At 74.7% G+C, this 18,386-nt stretch carries 17 protein-coding genes and 2 pseudogenes; 17 read left to right on the plus strand and 2 right to left on the minus strand.

The window, feature by feature from the left end; all coding sequences use genetic code 11:
• The first annotated feature begins 150 nt into the window (after positions 1–150).
• The 5 genes from dxr (at position 151) to O2V61_RS16020 (ending at position 6,903) form a co-directional block, all read left to right on the plus strand.
• Positions 151–1,383: a 1-deoxy-D-xylulose-5-phosphate reductoisomerase gene (gene dxr / locus O2V61_RS16000; protein ID WP_269184246.1), complete on the plus strand. Its 1,233-nt coding sequence runs from the start codon at positions 151–153 to the stop codon at positions 1,381–1,383.
• Positions 1,320–2,765 (plus strand): M50 family metallopeptidase, encoded by a 1,446-nt coding sequence (locus O2V61_RS16005; protein WP_269184247.1) that lies wholly within the window; start codon positions 1,320–1,322, stop codon positions 2,763–2,765. The genes dxr and O2V61_RS16005 overlap by 64 nt, the downstream gene beginning before the upstream one ends.
• Positions 2,766–2,830: 65 nt before the next feature.
• Positions 2,831–3,991, plus strand: a complete 1,161-nt coding sequence (gene ispG / locus O2V61_RS16010) for a flavodoxin-dependent (E)-4-hydroxy-3-methylbut-2-enyl-diphosphate synthase (RefSeq protein WP_442929179.1) — start codon at positions 2,831–2,833, stop codon at positions 3,989–3,991.
• Between the two features lie 37 nt (positions 3,992–4,028).
• Positions 4,029–4,883, plus strand: coding sequence for a GNAT family N-acetyltransferase (locus tag O2V61_RS16015; protein ID WP_269184248.1), 855 nt, complete (start codon positions 4,029–4,031; stop codon positions 4,881–4,883).
• 73 nt (positions 4,884–4,956) lie between these two features.
• Entirely contained in the window at positions 4,957–6,903 is a 1,947-nt protein-coding gene (locus O2V61_RS16020) for a penicillin-binding transpeptidase domain-containing protein (protein WP_269184249.1), read from the plus strand.
• On the opposite strand, the gene O2V61_RS16025 is transcribed toward O2V61_RS16020, so the two are convergent.
• Entirely contained in the window at positions 6,900–7,373 is a 474-nt protein-coding gene (locus O2V61_RS16025) for a ferritin-like domain-containing protein (protein ID WP_269184250.1), read from the minus strand. The two genes, O2V61_RS16020 and O2V61_RS16025, sit on opposite strands and share 4 nt — an antisense overlap.
• 39 nt (positions 7,374–7,412) lie before the next feature.
• A complete protein-coding gene (locus tag O2V61_RS16030) occupies positions 7,413–7,916 on the minus strand; it encodes a hypothetical protein (protein ID WP_269184251.1) in 504 nt (167 codons plus the stop codon).
• Positions 7,917–8,125: 209 nt separating this feature from the next.
• On the opposite strand from O2V61_RS16030, the gene rimP reads away from it, so the two are divergent.
• The 12 genes and pseudogenes from rimP to O2V61_RS16090 form a co-directional block, all read left to right on the plus strand.
• Entirely contained in the window at positions 8,126–8,932 is an 807-nt protein-coding gene (gene rimP / locus O2V61_RS16035; protein WP_269184252.1) for a ribosome maturation factor RimP, read from the plus strand.
• Entirely contained in the window at positions 8,929–10,053 is a 1,125-nt protein-coding gene (gene nusA, locus O2V61_RS16040) for a transcription termination factor NusA (RefSeq protein ID WP_269184253.1), read from the plus strand. The genes rimP and nusA overlap by 4 nt, the downstream gene beginning before the upstream one ends.
• 8 nt (positions 10,054–10,061) lie before the next feature.
• Positions 10,062–10,328 carry a YlxR family protein gene (locus tag O2V61_RS16045; protein ID WP_269170978.1) on the plus strand — a complete coding sequence of 89 codons (267 nt, stop codon included), beginning with the start codon at positions 10,062–10,064 and terminating at the stop codon, positions 10,326–10,328.
• 212 nt (positions 10,329–10,540) lie between these two features.
• Positions 10,541–10,681, plus strand: a pseudogene (locus O2V61_RS16050) (translation initiation factor IF-2 N-terminal domain-containing protein); the annotation flags it as partial.
• Between the two features lie 1,053 nt (positions 10,682–11,734).
• Positions 11,735–13,573, plus strand: a complete 1,839-nt coding sequence (infB, locus tag O2V61_RS16055; protein ID WP_269171013.1) for a translation initiation factor IF-2 — start codon at positions 11,735–11,737, stop codon at positions 13,571–13,573.
• Between the two features lie 47 nt (positions 13,574–13,620).
• The gene (locus O2V61_RS16060; RefSeq protein WP_269184254.1) at positions 13,621–13,920 is read left to right on the plus strand and encodes a DUF503 domain-containing protein; all 300 of its coding nucleotides are present in this window, start codon (positions 13,621–13,623) and stop codon (positions 13,918–13,920) included.
• Positions 13,921–14,006: 86 nt separating this feature from the next.
• Complete coding sequence (gene rbfA, locus O2V61_RS16065) at positions 14,007–14,564, plus strand: 30S ribosome-binding factor RbfA (protein ID WP_269184255.1); 558 nt, start codon at positions 14,007–14,009, stop codon at positions 14,562–14,564.
• The gene (locus O2V61_RS16070; RefSeq protein WP_269184256.1) at positions 14,561–14,803 is read left to right on the plus strand and encodes a hypothetical protein; all 243 of its coding nucleotides are present in this window, start codon (positions 14,561–14,563) and stop codon (positions 14,801–14,803) included. Before rbfA ends, O2V61_RS16070 begins: the two co-directional genes overlap by 4 nt.
• A 4-nt stretch (positions 14,804–14,807) precedes the next feature.
• Positions 14,808–15,797 carry a DHH family phosphoesterase gene (locus O2V61_RS16075; protein WP_269184257.1) on the plus strand — a complete coding sequence of 330 codons (990 nt, stop codon included), beginning with the start codon at positions 14,808–14,810 and terminating at the stop codon, positions 15,795–15,797.
• Positions 15,798–15,835: 38 nt separating this feature from the next.
• Positions 15,836–17,095, plus strand: coding sequence for an MATE family efflux transporter (locus O2V61_RS16080; RefSeq protein WP_269184258.1), 1,260 nt, complete (start codon positions 15,836–15,838; stop codon positions 17,093–17,095).
• A 73-nt stretch (positions 17,096–17,168) separates the two neighbouring features.
• Positions 17,169–18,089 (plus strand): tRNA pseudouridine(55) synthase TruB, encoded by a 921-nt coding sequence (gene truB, locus O2V61_RS16085; RefSeq protein ID WP_269184259.1) that lies wholly within the window; start codon positions 17,169–17,171, stop codon positions 18,087–18,089.
• A 22-nt stretch (positions 18,090–18,111) separates the two neighbouring features.
• Positions 18,112–18,386: pseudogene (locus O2V61_RS16090) on the plus strand (ATP-dependent sacrificial sulfur transferase LarE); the annotation flags it as partial.

The raw sequence follows: 18,386 nt of genomic DNA on the forward strand, positions 1-18,386 counted from the left end.
ACAACGTCTGCCAGAAGCGGGCGGAATCGTCCAGATCTGGACTGGCAGAGCTCGTGATGAACACCGCGATCCTGAACAGATCACGACGAGGGGCTGGCGTCCTGCCGGTCGGTCGGCCGGAGGCCTGCTGGGCTTGGCAGGATCAGCAGCATGAGTGAGCCGCGCAGCACCGAACCCCGGACGGTCACCGTGCTGGGGTCCACCGGGTCGATCGGCCGCCAGGCGATCGCGGTCGCCCGGCAGAACCCGGACCGGTTGCGGGTCACCGGCCTCGCTGCCGGCGGGGGGGACGTCGCCCTGCTGGCCGAGCAGGCCCTCTCCCTGGGCGTGCGCACCGTGGCGATCGCCCGGGCCACCGCCGCCCAGGACCTGCAGCTCGCCTTCTACGCCGCGGCGCAGCAGCGCGGCTGGGCGCAGGGGCACTACGCGCTCCCGGAGATCCTGGCCGGCCCGCGCGCCGCCGAGGAGCTGGCCGCCCGCCCGGCCGACGTCGTCCTCAACGGCATCAGCGGCTCGATCGGGCTGCGGCCGACGCTCTCGGCGCTCGCCGCCGGGCGCACCGTCGCCCTGGCCAACAAGGAGTCGCTGGTCGCCGGGGGCGCGCTGGTGACGGCGGCGGCCGCCCCCGGCCAGCTGGTGCCGGTCGACTCCGAGCACTCCGCGCTGGCCCAGTGCCTGCGTGGTGGCGCGCGCGGTGAGGTCGCCCGGTTGGTGCTCACCGCCAGCGGTGGGCCGTTCCGGGGCCGCAGCGCCGCGGAGCTCGCCGGCGTCACCCGGGAGCAGGCGCTGGCCCACCCCACCTGGGACATGGGCCCGGTGGTGACCATCAACTCCGCGACCCTGGTGAACAAGGGGCTGGAGCTGATCGAGGCGCACCTGCTCTTCGGCGTCCCGTACGCCGACATCGACGTGGTGGTGCACCCGCAGTCGATCGTCCACTCCATGGTCACGTTCGCCGACGGCGCCACCATCGCCCAGGCCAGCCCGCCGGACATGCGGCTGCCGATCGCCCTGGCGCTGGCCTGGCCGGACCGGCTGCCGGACGTCCAGCCGGCCCTGGACTGGTCGACCGCGAGCACCTGGGAGTTCCTGCCCCTGGACGGCGAGGTGTTCCCGGCGGTCCGGCTGGCCCGGCAGGCGGGGGAGGCCGGCGGCGTCGTCCCGGCGCTGTACAACGCGGCCAACGAGGAGGCGGTCGCGGCATTCACAGCCGGACACCTCTCGTTCCCAGGGATCGTGCAGGTGATCGCGCGTACGCTCGACGCCGCGCCGGACCTCGGCGCACCCACCTGCGTCGACGACGTGCTGGCCGCTGAGAAGTGGGCCCGGGAGCACGCTCGCGGCGCCATCGGCGCGGACGACCTGAGACGGAGCTTGAGCTGAGCGGGTTCCTCCTGACGGTCCTCGGGATCGTCGCCTTCGCCGTCGGGCTGCTGTTCAGCATCGGCTTCCACGAGTTCGGGCACTACTGGTGGGCCCGGAAGTTCGGCATGCGCGTGCCGCAGTTCTTCGTCGGCTTCGGGACGACGGTGTGGTCCTTCCGCCGCGGCGAGACCGAGTTCGGGATCAAGGCGGTCCCGCTGGGCGGCTACATCCGCATCGTCGGCATGATCCCGCCGGCCGAGGAGGGCGAGAGCAAGCGCGCCACCCGGATGCGCAGCTTCATCGCCGAGGTCCGCGGGGCCGCCCTCAACGACGTCCTGCCCACCGACCGCGGGCGGGTGTTCTACGCCAAGCCCTGGTGGCAGCGGGTGATCGTGATGTTCGCCGGCCCGTTCCACAACCTGGTGCTGGCGGTGCTCCTCTTCCTGGTCCTGCTGCTGGGCATCGGGCTGCCGACGACGACCACCACGATCGCCGACGTGCCCGACTGCGTGCTGCCGGCCGGGGCGGCCAGTGCCGGCGCGGCCGACCCCTGCGAGGTGCCGATCACCCCGGCCGGCGAGCTGTGCGCCGCAGGGGCGGCCGACTGCGCCCTGCCGCCGGCCGGTCCGGCAGCCCAGGCCGGGCTGCAGCCCGGGGACACCGTCCTGGCCATCGACGGCGAACCGGTCACCCAGGAGCCGGGCGACGGCTGGGAGGCGCTGGTCGACACGGTGCAGGCCAGCGCCGGCACGCCGCTCACGCTGACCGTCGCCCGCGAGGGGGCCACCGAGCAGTTCGACCTCACGGTCACCCCGATCGAGAACACCGTCTACACCGACCCGGACGAGGACGGCGAACCCGACGGCACGGAGGCGGTCGGGTACCTCGGCGTGCAGTCTGCGACGGAGTACGTCAGCCAGCCGCTGAGCTCGCTGCCGGGCTACTTCGCCACCGTCGTCACCGAGTCGGTCCAGCGGCTCGTGCAGATCCCCGAGCGGATCCCGCAGCTGTTCCGGGCCACCTTCATGGGGGAGGAGCGCGACCGCGAGGGGCCGATCGGCCTGGTCGGGGTGAGCCGGCTCTCCGGGGAGGCCTTCGCCCTGCCGGAGTTCAGCAACGTGGACAAGCTCAGCTTCTTCGTCTCGCTGCTGGCCAGCGTCAACCTGGTGCTCTTCCTGTTCAACCTGGTGCCGCTGTACCCCCTGGACGGCGGTCACGTCGCCGGCGCGCTGTACGAGAAGGCCCGCTCGACCGTGGCGCGGCTGCGCGGACGGCCCGATCCCGGCCCGTTCGACATCGCCCGGCTGATGCCGGTCGCCTATGTCGTGGCGGGGCTGTTCATCCTGCTGTCCGGGCTGCTCGTCATCGCCGACCTGGTCAACCCGATCACGCTGAGCTGAGCGGTCGCACCGACGTCACAGCGGGGTCACCGGCGGTGCCGTCGCCGGCGGTAGATACTGAGGTCATGGCGATCCCCGTCAGTCTCGGCATGCCGGCTGCGCCCCCTCCCGTCCTCGCCCCCCGACGCAGGACCCGACAGCTGGACGTCGGCGGCGTCGGGGTGGGCAGTGACTCCCCGGTCAGCGTCCAGTCGATGTGCACCACCAAGACCGCCGACATCAACGCGACCCTGCAGCAGATCGCCGAGCTGACGGCGTCGGGCTGCCAGATCGTGCGCGTGGCGGTGCCCGACACCGACGACGCCGAGGCGCTGTCGATCATCGCGCGGAAGTCGCAGATCCCGGTGATCGCCGACATCCACTTCCAGCCGCGGTACGTGTTCGCGGCGATCGACGCCGGGTGCGCCGCCGTGCGGGTGAACCCCGGCAACATCAAGAAGTTCGACGACAAGGTCGGCGAGATCGCCCGGGCGGCCAAGGACGCCGGCACCCCGATCCGGATCGGGGTGAACGCCGGCTCGCTGGACAAGCGGCTGCTGGCCAAGTACGGCAAGGCCACCCCGGAGGCGCTCGTCGAGTCGGCGCTGTGGGAGTGCTCGCTGTTCGAGGAGCACGACTTCCGCGACATCAAGATCTCGGTCAAGCACAACGACCCGGTGATCATGGTCCGCGCCTACGAGCTGCTGGCCGCCCAGTGTGACTACCCGCTGCACCTCGGCGTGACCGAGGCCGGCCCCGCCTTCCAGGGGACCATCAAGTCCGCGGTCGCCTTCGGTGCGCTGCTGTCCCAGGGCATCGGCGACACGATCCGGGTCTCCCTCTCCGCCCCGCCGGCGGAGGAGGTCAAGGTCGGCAACCAGATCCTGGAGTCGCTGAACCTGCGCCAGCGCGGCCTGGAGATCGTCAGCTGCCCCTCGTGCGGCCGGGCCCAGGTCGACGTCTACAAGCTCGCCGACGAGGTCACCGCAGGCCTGGAGGGCATGGAGGTGCCGCTGCGGGTCGCCGTCATGGGCTGCGTGGTGAACGGCCCGGGGGAGGCCCGCGAGGCCGACCTGGGCGTCGCCTCCGGCAACGGCAAGGGGCAGATCTTCGTCAAGGGCGAGGTCGTCAAGACCGTGCCCGAGTCGATGATCGTGGAGACCCTGATCGAGGAGGCCATGCGCATCGCCGAGGCGCAGACGGCCGACGGCACCCCGTCCGGTCCGCCGGTCGTCTCCGTCTCCTGACCCGGCCCGCACCGGTCGACCGAGGACAGTGGTCCGCGTGCTGCGCTCGTCGTCCCCCGCACGTGTCCTGGACGCAGGTGACGAGGGCGCCGTCCGGGAGCTGCTGGCCACCGACCCGGTCGGCGCCTGCATGCTCGCCGGGCGGATCGAGACCCACGGCACCGCGACGGCGTCCCTGGGCGCGCCGCTGTGGGGCCTGTACGCCGGGCGCCGGCTCGACGCGGTCTGCCTGGCCGGCGCGAACCTGATCCCGTTGGCCCGGCCCGGTGCCGAACAGGCGGCGGCGGCCGCGTTCGCCGACCGGGCCCGGCGGGCCGGGCGACGGTGCTCGACCGTGGTCGGCCCAGCGGCGGCCGTGCTGCCGCTGTGGGAGCTGCTGGCGCCCTACTGGGGCCCGGCGCGGGAGGTGCGCGCCCGCCAGCCGCTGCTGGCCATCTCCGGCCCCCCGGAGGTCGCGGCCGAGCCGCAGGTGCGCCCGGTACGTCCCGAGGAGCTGGACACCCTGCTGCCGGCCGCGGTCGCCATGTTCACCGAGGAGGTGGGGGTCAGCCCCACCCGCGTCGACGGCGGTGCCGGCTACCGCGCCCGGGTGGCGGAGATGGTCCGCGCGGGCCACTCGTTCGCGTGGATCGAGCGCGGTGAGGTGCTCTTCAAGGCCGACATCGGCGCCGTCTCCCGGGACGCGTGCCAGGTGCAGGGGGTGTGGGTCTCCCCGCAGCACCGCGGGCAGGGCATCGGTCAGCGGGGCACCGCGGCCGTGGTCGAGCAGGCCCGCACCGCGATCGCCCCGGTGGTGAGCCTCTACGTCAACGACTACAACCGGGCCGCCCGTGCCGCCTACGAGCGGGTCGGCTTCCAGCAGGTCGGCACGTACGCGTCCGTCCTGTTCTAGACGGCCTGTGGGCCCTGGGGCTGGTGCGGCGCGGAGTTCCGGATCGGCCGCGGTCTTCTGCCAGGGTGGGGCCGTGCGCAGCCGACACGGGTCCAGCAGCAGGCGCAGGGCGACCCGCCGGGGGGCGATGGCCGGAGGCGCCGCGGTGCTGGTGCTCGCCCCGTTGCTGGCCGGGTGCTCCAGGGACCCCTCCGACGACGTCCGGGACGCCGCCCAGGCGTTCCTCGACGACTGGGCCGCCGGCCGGGCGGACGTGGCCGCCGACCGCACCACCGACCCCGAGGTGACCGGGGCCCTGCTCGAGCAGACCGCCGAGGACCTGCCCGACGCGACCCTGACCACCGAGCTGGGCGAGGTGCAGGTCGAGGACGGCGCGGCGACCGTCGCCTGGCAGGCCACCTGGGACCTCGCCGCGGCACCGGACTGGACCTACGACGCCACCCTGGAGCTTCAGGAGGGCGAGCAGGACGGCGAGGACCGCTGGGAGGTCGTCGCCTCGCCGGCCGTCGTCCACCCGGAGCTGGCCGACGGCCAGCACCTGGAGCTCGCCCGGTCGCTGCCGGACCGCGCTCCGATCACCGACGGCACCGGCGCGCCGCTGTTCGCCGAGACCGAGGTGGTCGACGTGGGGGTGGACACCGGTCAGGTCACCGACCTGCCGGCGCTGGCCGCCGGGCTGGCCGCGGCGACCGGGATCCCGGCGGAGGAGATCACCGCGGACGTGCAGGCGGCACCGGCCGGGCAGTTCGTCCCGGTGATCACCCTGCGCCGGCCGGACTTCGAGGCGATCCGCGCCCAGGTCTACGACCTGCCCGGCGCGGTGTTCCCGACCAGCACCCGGCTGCTGGCGCCCACGTCCCGGTTCGGGCTCGCGCTGCTGGGTCGGGTCGGGGAGGCCACCGCCGAGGTGCTGGAGGGCGCCGTCGACGCCGACGGCGAGCAGCGCTACGCCGCCGGGGACCGGCTGGGCCTCTCCGGCCTGCAGCGGGCCCGCCAGGAGCAGCTGGCCGGCACGCCCGGGTTCACCGTCCGGGTGGTCAGCACCGACGAGGCCCTCGAGGACCCCGGACGGGTGGTGGGGACCGTCGAGCCCGTGCCCGGCACCCCCGTCCAGACCCCGCTGCTGCCGGCGGTCCAGAACGCCGCCGACGCCGCCGTGGCCACCCAGCCGCTCGCCACCCACCTGGTGGCGGTCCGGCCGGGCACCGGGGAGCTCCTGGCGGTCAGCTCCAACGAGGCGGCCAACCCGGTCAACGCCCTGGCCGGGCAGTTCCCACCCGGCTCGGCCATGAAGACGATCACGGCGACGGCGCTCCTGGCGGCCGGCACGGTCGCCCCGGACACGCTCGTGCCCTGCCCGGCCACGACCACGGTGGAGGGCCGGGAGTTCGAGAACGAGGACCAGTTCGACCTCGGGACGGTGCCGATGACCGAGGCGTTCGCCCGGTCTTGCAACACCACCTTCATCCAGCAGGCCCTCACCCTCCCCGACGGGGCGCTCGCCGACGCGGCCGCGTCCTACGGGGTGGGCACCGACTGGCAGCTGCCGGTCGACGTCTTCAGCGGGGAGGTGCCGGCCGCGAGCACCGGCACCACCGAGGCCGCCGACGCGATCGGCCAGGGCCAGGTGCTGATGAGCCCGGCCCAGCTCGCCCTGGTCGCCGCCGGCATCGCCGGCGGCACCCCCGCCGTGCCCGTGGAGGTCGTCGGCGACGAGCCTGCCGGGGCGGCCCCCGTCGGGCCCGCCCCGGCCGTCCTCGACGCGCTGCGGCCGATGATGCGCCAGGTGGTGGTCGGCGGGACGGCCGCCGAGCTGGCCGACCGCGGCGAGGTGTACGGGAAGACCGGTACCGCGGAGTACGGCACGAACACCCCGCTGGACGCACACGGGTGGTTCATGGGCTACCAGCTCGGTGGACCGCAGGGCGACATCGCCTTCGCCGTCCTGGTCGAGGCGGGGCAGTCCAGCAGCGTCGCCGTCCCGGTCGCCGACGCCTTCCTGGCCGCCCTCGGCGGCTAGGCCTCCGGCAGGCCGGGGAACGCAGTGGTGGGTGGGGTGCGGCCGGCCCGGACACGCCAGCCGACCGCCCGGAGCTCGGCGGCGCCCAGTGCCGCCACGCCGAGCTCGCGGGTGCTGCGCTCGGTCGCCTGGTCCAGCACCCACGTCCAGGCTGCGGACGACCCCTCCTCCAGCGTCACCGCCAGCGCGGCGGCGTCCACCGCGGACAGCACCGGGAAGGGCAGCGTGTACCCCGGTTCGTCGTCGACCGGCTCGACCTGCCGTCCGCTGAGCAGGGCGAGCAGCTCGTCGCGGAGGTCCAGGTACGCCAGCTCGCACGCGACGACGAGGTCCCGGGACTCCGGCGGGAGTGCCGCACCGACGACCCCGTAGCCCCAGATCGCCACGTGTGCTGCGGCCAGCGCCTCCTGCAGTGCGGCGTCCTCCGCCGCGGTGGGCGACGCGGAAGGTGAGCGGGTGCCGTCAGCCATCGTCGTCCCGTCTCCCGGCGGTGAGCTCCGGTGCAGCGCTCATGCCAGCACCGTCTCCTGCCCCCGGAGGCCCGCCGCGATGCTGCCGAGGAGCGCCGCGCGGCCTCCCGTGAAGTCCGGGCAGGCCGCGGCGTGGGTGGCGGCCGCAGTGCCGACGAGGTTCCGCAGCCAGGCCCGCGCCTCGGTCGGGTCGGTCGGTGCGGCCACCCCGCTGGTCGACGCGGCGGTCGTGCCGGGGTCCCCTGGGGCGGCCGCCCGGAGCCGGTCCAGCTGCGCGAGCGCCTGCGCGGCGAGCGGGGTCAGCGACGCGGCGAGCTCGGGGGCGCTGCTCACCGCCTGGTCGTAGGCGGTGACCACGGCCTCCTGCACCCGGACCTGGGCGGCCAGCTGGTCGACCTGAGCCGGCGTGACCGCGTCGGTCACGTCGCCGGGGCTGCCGGTGCAGCCGATGGCGACCAGTGCGGTGCCGGCGAGGGTGGCGACCAGCAGGCTGCGGCGGGTGAAGGTGCCGGCGGCCGGGGGAGCGGGGAGGAGTCCGGACATCGTCGTCCATCCTGACAGTCCCGGGGAGCGGTCCTCGCCGTACGCACCGGCGCGGCGGTCGGCAGCTGCGGGACCGGTGGTGCCGGCGGTACGGGCGGTAGCCTGACGGTTCACGCGCAGCACGCCGGTGGCCCGTCGGGTCCGACCGGTCGGCACCGGGTCCACCTCCGGTGGTCACGTCGCGGTTCCCAGACAACAGGAGGCAGTCGGTGTCCACCCGAGGTGCCGGCACCGCGGACGTGGTGACCGCCAAGCTGACCGGCTGGGTCGAGCCCGTGGTCACCGCCGCCGGCTACGACCTGGAGGAGCTCGTCGTCCGCCCGGCAGGCCAGCGCTCTGTGGTGCGGGTCGTGATCGACCGGGACGCCGGGGTGAGCTTGGACGACGTCGCCGAGCTCAGCCGCGCGCTGTCGGAGGTGTTCGACGCGCAGGACGAGGCGCTGGGGCGCTCGCCGTACGTCCTGGAGGTCACCAGCCCCGGCGTCGACCGCCCGCTCACCCTGCCGCGGCACTGGCGTCGCAACGTCGGCCGGCTGGTCAGCGTCGCCGTCGGCCCCGACTCCGGCCGGGAGGAGCTGACCGGGCGGGTGCTCCGGGTCGACGACGACGGGGTCGTGCTGGCCGTGGAGAAGGGCGGCACCAAGAAGGGCCAGGTCCGCAAGGCGGTCGGCGAGCGCACCGTGCGCTGGGCTGAGCTGGGCGAGGCCCGGGTGCAGGTCGAGTTCACCCGGCCGGCCGGGCACCGCGACGCCGCGCTGGTCCACCTCGGCGACGGCACCGGCGACGAGCACGACGAGGACGAGCACGACGAGGACGAGCACGACGACGAGCACCGGGACGACGAGGCGCACCAGGACGACGACGAGACCGACGACGAGGTGCCCGCGGGTGCCGAGCACCACCACGAGCAGGACCCGGCCGGGGACGACGCGACCGACGCGAGCGGGAGGACCGGGCGACCGGCCCCGCGCCGCGCGCCGCGGGACCCCCGGCCGCGACGAGGAGGCAACAAGTGAACATCGACGTGACGGCACTCAAGGCGGTCGAGCGGGAGAAGGGCATCCCCGCGGACACGGTGCTGCAGGCGATCGAGACCGCCCTGGTCACCGCCTACCGGCACGCGGACGGGGCTGCCAAGCACGTGCGCGTGCAGATCGACCGCAAGAGCGGTGAGGTCGCCGTCCTGGCGCAGGAGCTGGGCCCGGACGGTGAGGTCGTGCACGAGTGGGACGACACCCCCTCCGACTTCGGCCGGATCGCGGCCAGCACCGCCAAGCAGGTGATCATCCAGCGGCTGCGGGACGCCGAGCACGAGCAGACGTTCGGTGAGTACGCCGGCAAGGAGGGCGACATCGTCAGCGGCATCGTGCAGGCGCACGACCGCCGCAACACCCAGGGCATGGTGCTGGTCGACATCGGCAAGGTGGAGGCCACCCTCCCGGCGCCCGAGCAGGTGCCCGGCGAGGACTACCGCCACGGCAGCCGGCTGAAGGCCTACGTCGTCTCGGTCGCCCGCACGTTCCGCGGTCCGCAGGTGACGCTGTCCCGCACCCACCCCAACCTGGTGCGCAAGCTCTTCGCGTTGGAGGTGCCCGAGGTCGCCGACGGCAGCGTGGAGATCGTGGCGGTGGCCCGGGAGGCCGGGCACCGGTCGAAGATCGCCGTCCGCACCAGCGTCCCCGGGCTCAACGCCAAGGGCGCCTGCATCGGCCCGATGGGCCAGCGGGTCCGCAACGTGATGAGCGACCTGCACGGCGAGAAGATCGACATCGTCGACTGGTCCGACGACGAGGCGAGCTTCGTCGCCTCAGCGTTGTCGCCCGCGCGGGTCACCAGCGCACGGGTGGTCGACGCGGCCGCCCGGGCCGTCCAGGTGGTCGTGCCCGACTACCAGCTGTCGCTCGCGATCGGCAAGGAGGGGCAGAACGCCCGGCTGGCCGCCCGGCTCACCGGGTGCCGCATCGACATCCGCAGTGACGCCGAGTCCACCGACGGCGGTGCCCCGGTCTCCCCGGGGGTCGGGCGGGCTCCGCTGCGTCCGGGAGCACAGGCCGGTCGGCCCGGTGTCCGTGGTCCGCAGGGTGGTCACCGGCCGCCCGTGCGGCGCGCGGAACATCCCGGGTCCACGGCGCGCTAGACTCCGTGATGGCCGATTCGTCGACGCCGGTCCGCACCTGTGTGGGGTGCCGGCGACGCGCACCGGTCACCGAGCTGTTGCGTGTCGTCGTCCGCGGCGGGGGGCTCACCCCTGACCCGCGGCGACGGCTCCCCGGCCGGGGTGCGTCACTGCACCCCACCGCGGAGTGCCTGCAGGCAGCAGTTCGGCGCCGGGCCTTCCCGCGCGCGCTGCGCAGCAGCACGCCGCTGGAGACCGGCTCGCTCGAGGCGCACGTCCTCCGGCAGGTCAGCTGACCCGCCACGGGGCCGGTCCCGGGCGGACAGCACCGAGCACCAGGCAGTGAGCACCCAGCACTGAGCGCGATCCAGTCGGACCGGCACCCGGCCGGTCCACAGTCGAGAGCAGGACGACCTCGGATGAGCAACCCGTGAAGTCGCCACGATGACCATGCACCACTGAATCAGAGGTCGAGCGGGCCAGCCGCCGGCCTCACCAGAGGAGACCCGTGCCAGGCAAGGCCCGCGTACACGAGCTCGCGAAAGAGCTCGGTATCGACAGCAAGACAGTGCTCGCCAAGCTCAAGGAGCAGGGCGAGTTCGTGAAGTCCGCCTCGTCCACCGTCGAGGCCCCGGTGGCCCGACGGCTGCGTGAGGCCTTCCCCGGCGACGGCGCCCCGAGCTCCGGTGGCGGCAACGCCTCCGGCGCCCGCCCGGGTCCCCGTCCCGGCGCACCCGGCCCTCGACCGGCCCCGCCCGTTGCGGCTGCCCCGGCGGCTCCGGCCCCCGCAGCACCGACCCCGGCTCCGGCTGCGCCGCAGGCACCTGCCCCGCAGGTCCCTGCGGCCCGGGCTGACGTGCCGGCTCCGTCGCCGTCCCGTCCGGCTGCCCCCGGCCCGCGTCCCGGCCCCCGGCCGGCGCCGCAGCAGCCGGCGGCCGAGGCACCGGCTGCGCAGCAGCCCGCTGCCAGCGCCCCGGACCAGCAGGCTCCGGCCGCCCCGGCCCAGCCGGACGCCCGTCCGGTTGCCCCGGGTCCGCGTCCCGCGGGTGGTGCACCGACCGGCGGCCCGGCCGCCGGTGGAGCGACTCCGGGTGCCCCGCGTCCGGCCGCTCCCGGCCCGCGGCCCGGCCCCCGTCCGGCCCCCCGGCCGGGCAACAACCCCTTCAGCAGCGCCCCGCGTCCGGCAGCCGCCGGTCCGCGTCCGGGTGGCGGTGCGCCCGGCCAGACCGGTCCCGGTGGACCGCGTCCGGCTCCGGGTGGCCCCCGTCCGGGTGCCGGCGCCGGTGGCCCGCGTCCCGCGTCCGGTCCTGGCGGGCCCCGTCCTGCCGCCGGTCCGGGTGGACCCCGTCCCAACCCCGGCATGATGCCGCAGCGTCCGAGCCCCGGCATGATGCCGCCGCGGCCGGCCGGTGGCGGTCGCGCCGGTGGCCCCGGTGGCCCCGGCGGTGCCGGTGGTCGTGGCCGTCCGGGTGGTCCCGGCGGTGGCGGTGGCGGTGGCTTCCGTCCCGGTGGCGGCGGCCCCGGTGGTCCCGGTGGTGCACCGGCCGGTGGCGGTTTCCGTCCCGGTGGTGGCGGCGGTGGCCGTGGTCGTGGCCGTGGCGGCTCGGGTGCCGGTACCGCAGGTGCCTTCGGGCGTCCGGGTGGTCGCGGTCCGGTCCGTGGGCGCAAGAGCAAGAAGCAGCGGCGTCAGGAGTTCGACTCCATGGCGGCGCCGAGCATGGGCGGCGTCTCGCTGCCCCGGGGCAACGGGCAGACCGTCCGGCTGCCGCGTGGCGCTTCGCTGACCGACCTGGCCGAGCGGATCAACGCCGAGCCGGCCGCGCTGGTCACCGCCCTGTTCCACCTGGGCGAGATGATCACCGCGACGCAGTCGGTCAACGACGACACCCTGCAGCTGCTGGGTGCCGAGATCGGCTGGGTCATCCAGGTCGTCAGCCCGGAGGACGAGGACCGCGAGCTCCTCGACACCTTCGACCTCACCTTCGGTGACGAGGAGAGCGACGACGAGGACGACTGGGGCATCCGTCCGCCGGTCGTGACCGTCATGGGTCACGTCGACCACGGGAAGACCAAGCTCCTGGACGCGCTCCGGCACGCCAACGTGGCGGGCAAGGAGGCCGGTGGCATCACCCAGCACATCGGCGCCTACCAGATCGTCACCGAGCTCGAGGGCAACGAGCGCCCGGTCACCTTCATCGACACCCCGGGTCACGAGTCGTTCACCGCGATGCGTGCCCGTGGCGCGAAGGTCACCGACATCGTCGTCCTGGTCGTGGCCGCCGACGACGGCGTCATGCCGCAGACGGTCGAGGCGCTCAACCACGCCCAGGCCGCCGAGGTGCCGATCGTCGTCGCGGTCAACAAGATCGACAAGGAGGGGGCCAACCCCGCCAAGATCCGTCAGCAGCTCACCGAGTACGGGCTGGTGGCCGAGGAGTACGGCGGCGACACGATGTTCGTCGACGTCTCCGCGACCACCCGTCAGGGCCTCGACGACCTGCTGACCTCGATCCTGCTGACCGCCGACGCCTCCCTGGACCTGCGCGCCAACGTGGGCCAGGACCCCCAGGGTGTGGTCATCGAGGGCAAGCTGGACAAGGGCCGTGGCCCCGTCGCCACGGTGCTGGTCCAGCGCGGCACCCTGCGCCAGGGCGACTCGATCGTGGCCGGCGACGCCTACGGTCGCGTCCGGTCGCTGCTCGACGAGCACGGCAACAAGCTCAAGGAGGCCCTGCCGGCCCGCCCGGTCCAGGTCGTCGGCCTGACCTCCGTGCCGCGCGCCGGTGACACCTTCCTCGTCGTCGAGGAGGACCGGATCGCCCGGCAGATCGCCGATCGCCGTCAGGCCCGCATCCGCAATGCGCAGAACGCGTCCATGCGGAAGCGGATCAGCCTGGAGGACCTCGACGCGGCGCTCAGGGAGACCCGTCAGCTCAACCTGATCATCAAGGGCGACAACTCGGGCACCGTCGAGGCGCTCGAAGAGGCGCTGATGAAGATCGAGGTGAGCGACGACCTCACGCTGCGGGTCATCCACCGCGGCGTCGGTGGGATCACCAAGAGCGACATCGACCTGGCGCTGGCCGACGACGTCATCGTCCTGGGCTTCAACGTCCGGGCCGAGGGCCAGGCCACCGAGCTCGCCGCCCGCGAAGGCGTGGACGTCCGGTACTACACGGTCATCTACCAGGCCATCGAGGAGATCGAGTCCGCGCTCAAGGGCATGCTCAAGCCCGAGTACGAAGAGGTGCAGCTGGGCACCGCGGAGGTCCGCGAGGTCTTCCGGGTCCCGAAGATCGGCAACGTCGCCGGCTCGCTGGTGCGCAGCGGCACGATCGTCCGCAACTCCAAGGCCCGTCTCATCCGGGACGGCGCCGTGGTCGCGGACAACCTGACCGTCGAGTCGCTGCGTCGCTTCAAGGACGACGCGACCGAGGTCCGGGAGGGCTACGAGTGCGGTGTCGGGCTGGGGTCGTTCAACGACATCAAGCCCGAGGACGTCATCCAGACGTTCGAGCTGCGCGAGAAGCCGCGCGCCTGACGAAGGCCCACGGGGGCCGCGCGACGCACTGAGCAGCAGGGGAGGCGGTGAGCGTGTTCACGGGCACGCTCACCGCCGACCTGTTGCTGGGCGACGTGCACTCCCTCAAGGAGAAGCGCGCCGTGGTCCGGCCGATCGTGGCCGAGCTACGGCGCCGTTTCGCCGTGGCCGCCGCCGAGGTGGGCGACCCCGACCTGCACCGTCGTACGCGGATCGGGGTCGCCACCGTGGCGGGCCAGCCCGCTCAGGTGACCGACGTCCTCGACGCCTGCGAGCGGCTGCTGGCAGACCGGCCGGAGGTGACGCTGCTGTCCACTCACCGGCAGTTGTTCAGCGAGACCGACTGACGGACGAACCCCTCGCCCCGCCGCTGGAACCTCGGCGGCGGGCCCCGGCGAGGGGCCGCTCCATCCCACGAACCAGGAGATCCGAGATGGCCGACCCGGCCCGGGCACGACGGCTGGCGGTGCGCATCCGCCAGATCGTCTCCGCCACGATCGAGATGCAGATCAAGGACCCCCGCCTCGGGATGGTCACCATCACCGACGCGCGGGTCACCAGTGACCTGCGCGAGGCGACGGTGTTCTACACCGTCTACGGCGACGCGCAGCAGATCGAGGACTCCGCGCGGGCCCTCGCCAGCGCCACCGGTGTGCTCCGCTCCACCGTGGGCAAGCAGACCGGGATCAAGTTCGTGCCCACGCTCGCCTTCGTCGCCGACATCGTCCCGGACACCGCCCGGGAGCTGGAGGAGGCGCTGGCCCGTGTCCGGGAGGCCGACGCAGAGCTGGCCCGCGCCCGGGAGGGTGCCGAGTTCGCCGGCGAGCCCGACCCGTACCGCAAGCCCGCGGTCGATGAGGACGAGGACGAGGACGCCGAGGACCTCGACCTCGACGTCGCGACCGACGAGCCGGCGGACGCTGCTGCCGGGCGCACCGACGGCTACGCAGACGGCCGCCCCTCCGCCGCTGCCGAGCGGAACGCCTCGTGACCGGGGCCGTCGACCCGGACCCGGACGACCTGGCCGGGCAGCAGCCGGCGGCCGGGTTCGGCGGTCGGGAGGAGCCGGCCACCGGTGACCCCACCGCGGGTGGCAAGCAGGGCGACGTCGGGACGACCGACAGCATCGCGGCGGACGAGCCGGACGACGGCACGCACTACGCGGTGGGTGGCGGCAACATCGACCCCGAGCCGCAGCAGCCACCGCACGCCGGCCCGGACGGCACGTGAACCGATGACCACCGTCTCCGCGCCCGCGGACGCGGCCGTGGAGCTGCTCGCTGCCGCGGCGGCCGCCGGGCAGACGATCGTGCTGTCCGGCCACGTGCAGCCCGACGCGGACGCCCTGGGCAGCACCCTGGCGCTGGCCGAGGGGCTGCGCCGCAGTGGCGCCCGGGTGGTCCCGACCTTCCCTGAGCCGTTCACGCTGCCGGCCTCGCTGGGCTGGCTCCCCGGCGCCGGGCAGCTGGTCCCACCACGGACCGTGCCGGCCGACGTCGACGTGTTCGTCAGCCTGGACGCCGCCTCGCCGGGTCGCCTGGGTGACCTGGCGGCCCTGCTGACCACCGCGCGGCGGTCGGTCGTCGTCGACCACCACGCCAGCAACCCGGGGTTCGGCGAGATCCGGGTGGTCGAGCCGCACGCCGCCGCCACCGTCGTGCTCGTCGCGGACCTGCTGGACGGGCTGGGCGTCGAGCTCGACGAGTCGCTGGCCACCTGCCTCTACGCGGGGCTGACGGCCGACACCGGCTCCTTCCGCTTCGGCAACACCGCACCGGGCACCCACGAGCTGGCCGCCCGGCTGCTGCGCACCGGCATCGACCACGCGGCGATCAGCCAGCAGCTGTTCGACACCGCCCCGTTCGGCTGGCTGGGGCTGCTCTCGGCCGTCACCGGCCGGGCGGTGCTGGAGCGGGACGTCGGCGCCGGCCTGGTCTGGACCTGGTCGACGGCAGCTGAAGCGGGGGCGCACGGCCTGGCCCCCGACCAGCTCGAGGCCCTGGTGGACGTCGTCCGGGCCACCGCGGAGGCCGACGTCGCCTGCGTCCTCAAGGGCCAGGACGACGGCGCCTGGTCCGTCTCCCTCCGCTCGCGCGGGGCCACCGACCTGGCCCGGGTGGCGATGGCCCTCGGGGGCGGTGGTCACCGCGCAGCCGCCGGCTACACCTCGACCGGTGACCGGGAGGACACGATCGCCGCGCTCCGGCAGGAGCTGGCCCGCTGAGCAGGTCGATCCCGTCCCTGGCGGCGCCGGCGCTGGTGGTGCTCGCCGCCGAGCCGCTGTACCTGCTCGTCGACACCGCGGTGGTCGGCAACCTCGGGACCGTGAGCCTCGGCGGTCTGGCGGTCGGGGGCGGCCTGCTGGCCTACGTGGTCGCGCTGCTCAACTTCCTCGCGTACGGCACGACCGCCCGCGCAGCTCGTCGCGCCGGGGCCGGCGACCGGGCCGGCGCGGTCGCCGAGGGCGTCCAGGCGACCTGGCTGGCTCTCGGCCTGGGCGTCGTGCTGACCGCCGTCTTCCAGGTCGCGGCCGGGCCGCTGACCCGGCTGCTGGCCGGCGGCGCCGGCCCGGTCGCCGCCGCCGCCGAGGAGTGGCTGCGGGTCGCCAGCCTGGGCCTTCCGCTGCTGCTGATCGCGCTGGCCGGCAACGGCTGGCTGCGGGGCGTCCAGGAGCTGCGCCGGCCGATGGGCTACGTGCTGGCCGGCAGCCTGGTCAGCCTGGTGCTGTGCCCGCTGTTGGTGCACACGGTCGGGATGGGCCTGGTCGGTTCCGCGGTGGCGAACGTGATCGGCCAGGCCGTCTCCGCCGCGCTCTTCGTGCGCGCGCTGACCCGGGAGCTGGCCGGCTCGGCCATCTCGCTGCGGCCCCGGCCGGCTGCGCTGCGGGCCCAGCTCGTGCTGGGGCGGGACCTGCTGCTGCGCGCAGCCGTGCTCCAGCTGGCCTTCGCCGCGGCCGCTGCGGTCGTGGCCCGGTCGAGCACCGCCGAGCTCGGTGCGCACCAGATCGCCCTGCAACTGTGGCTCTTCCTCGCCCTGGTGCTCGACGCCTACGCCATCGCCGCGCAGACCCTCGTCGGCACCGCCCTGGGCGCTGCCCGCCCGGCCGAGGCCCGGGCCACCGCCGGTCGGGTGGTCGGCTGGGGCCTGGGCACCGGCGTGCTGGTCGCCGTCCTGCTGCTCGCCCTGCGCCCGGTGCTCCCGCCGGTGTTCACCGACGACCCGGCCGTGCTCGCCGAGGCCGACGTCGTGTGGTGGTTCCTGGCGCTCATGCAGCCGCTGGCCGGGGTCGTCTTCGCCCTGGACGGGGTGCTCATGGGCGCGGGCGACGTCGCCTACCTGCGCACGGTCACCATCGGCTCGGCGCTGGTGGGCTTCGTGCCGCTGTCGCTGCTCTCCGGCTGGCTGGACTGGGGACTGCCGGGGGTGTGGACCGGGCTGACCCTGTTCATCGTGCTGCGGCTGGTCGCGGTCGGCTGGCGGATGCGCGGCACCGCCTGGCTGGGTGAGAGCGTGGCAGCGTGAGCGAGCTCGCGAGCGAACCGATCAGCAGAGCAGCCCGGCGAAGCCGGCCGACGAGCGCCAGCGAGGAGGTCGGATGAGCCCGAAGAAGCCCGACGCCGACGTCCCGCCGTCCCTGCTGCTGGTCGACAAGGCCGGCGGCATGACCTCCCACGACGTCGTCGCCCGGGCCCGGCGGGTGCTGTCGGTCCGCAAGGTGGGGCACGCCGGCACGCTGGACCCGATGGCCACCGGGCTGCTGGTGCTCGGCGTGGGCTCGGCCACCCGGCTGCTCGGCCACCTCGCCGGCTCGGACAAGACCTACGAGGCCACCGTCCGGCTGGGCCAGACGACGGTCACCGACGACCGTGAGGGCCAGGTGACCGCCACCGCGTCGGCCGCCGGGGTGACCGAGGACGCCGTCCGTGCCGCACTGGCCGGCCAGGTGGGCCCGCTGCAGCAGGTGCCGTCGTCGGTGAGCGCGGTGAAGGTCGACGGCCGGCGCTCCTACGACCGGGTGCGGGCCGGCGAGGAGTTCGAGCTGGCGGCCCGGTCGGTCACCGTGCACCGGGTCGACGTCCACGCGGTGCGCCGTCCGACCCCCGACCTGGTCGACGTCGACGTGACCGTCTCCTGCAGCACCGGCACCTACATCCGGGCGATCGCCCGGGACGTGGGCGCGGCCCTCGGGGTCGGCGGCCACCTCACCGCGCTGCGCCGCACCTCCTCCGGGCCCTTCGCCACGACCGCGGCCCGCCCGGTCGAGGAGGCCGCCGGGGCGCTGGCCGGCCCGGGCGGCGGCCCGGGAGTCCTGGGCCTGACCGACGCCGCCCGGGCGGTGTTCCCGGCCCGCGAGCTCACCGCGGAGGAGGCGGTCGCCCTGGGGTACGGCCAGCGGGTCCCGGCCACCGGTGCCCCCGGCCTGCACGCGGCGATCGCCCCCGACGGGCGGCTGGTCGCGCTGGTGGAGGACGCCGGGTCGGTCGCCCGGGTCACGGTCGGCTTCCCGCCCGGCTGACCCGGGTGACACCCTGGCCACGATGAGCGGACTGGAGCACCGGCTGGCCCTGCTGGACGCCGAGCTGGCCGCGGTGCCGGGGGTGCTGGTCGCCTTCTCCGGTGGGGTGGACTCCGGGGTGGTGCTGGCCGCGGCGGTGCGGGCGCTGGGCGTGGACCGGGTGGTCGCGGCGACGGCGGTGTCGGCGAGCCTGCCGGCCGCGGAGCGGGTGGCGGCGCACGAGTTCGCGGTGGGCCTGGGGGTGCGGCACGAGCAGCCGCGCACCGATGAGCTGTCGCGGCCGGGGTACGTGGCCAA

Source organism: Modestobacter sp. VKM Ac-2985, assembly GCF_026967925.1.
Classification (GTDB): domain Bacteria; phylum Actinomycetota; class Actinomycetes; order Mycobacteriales; family Geodermatophilaceae; genus Modestobacter.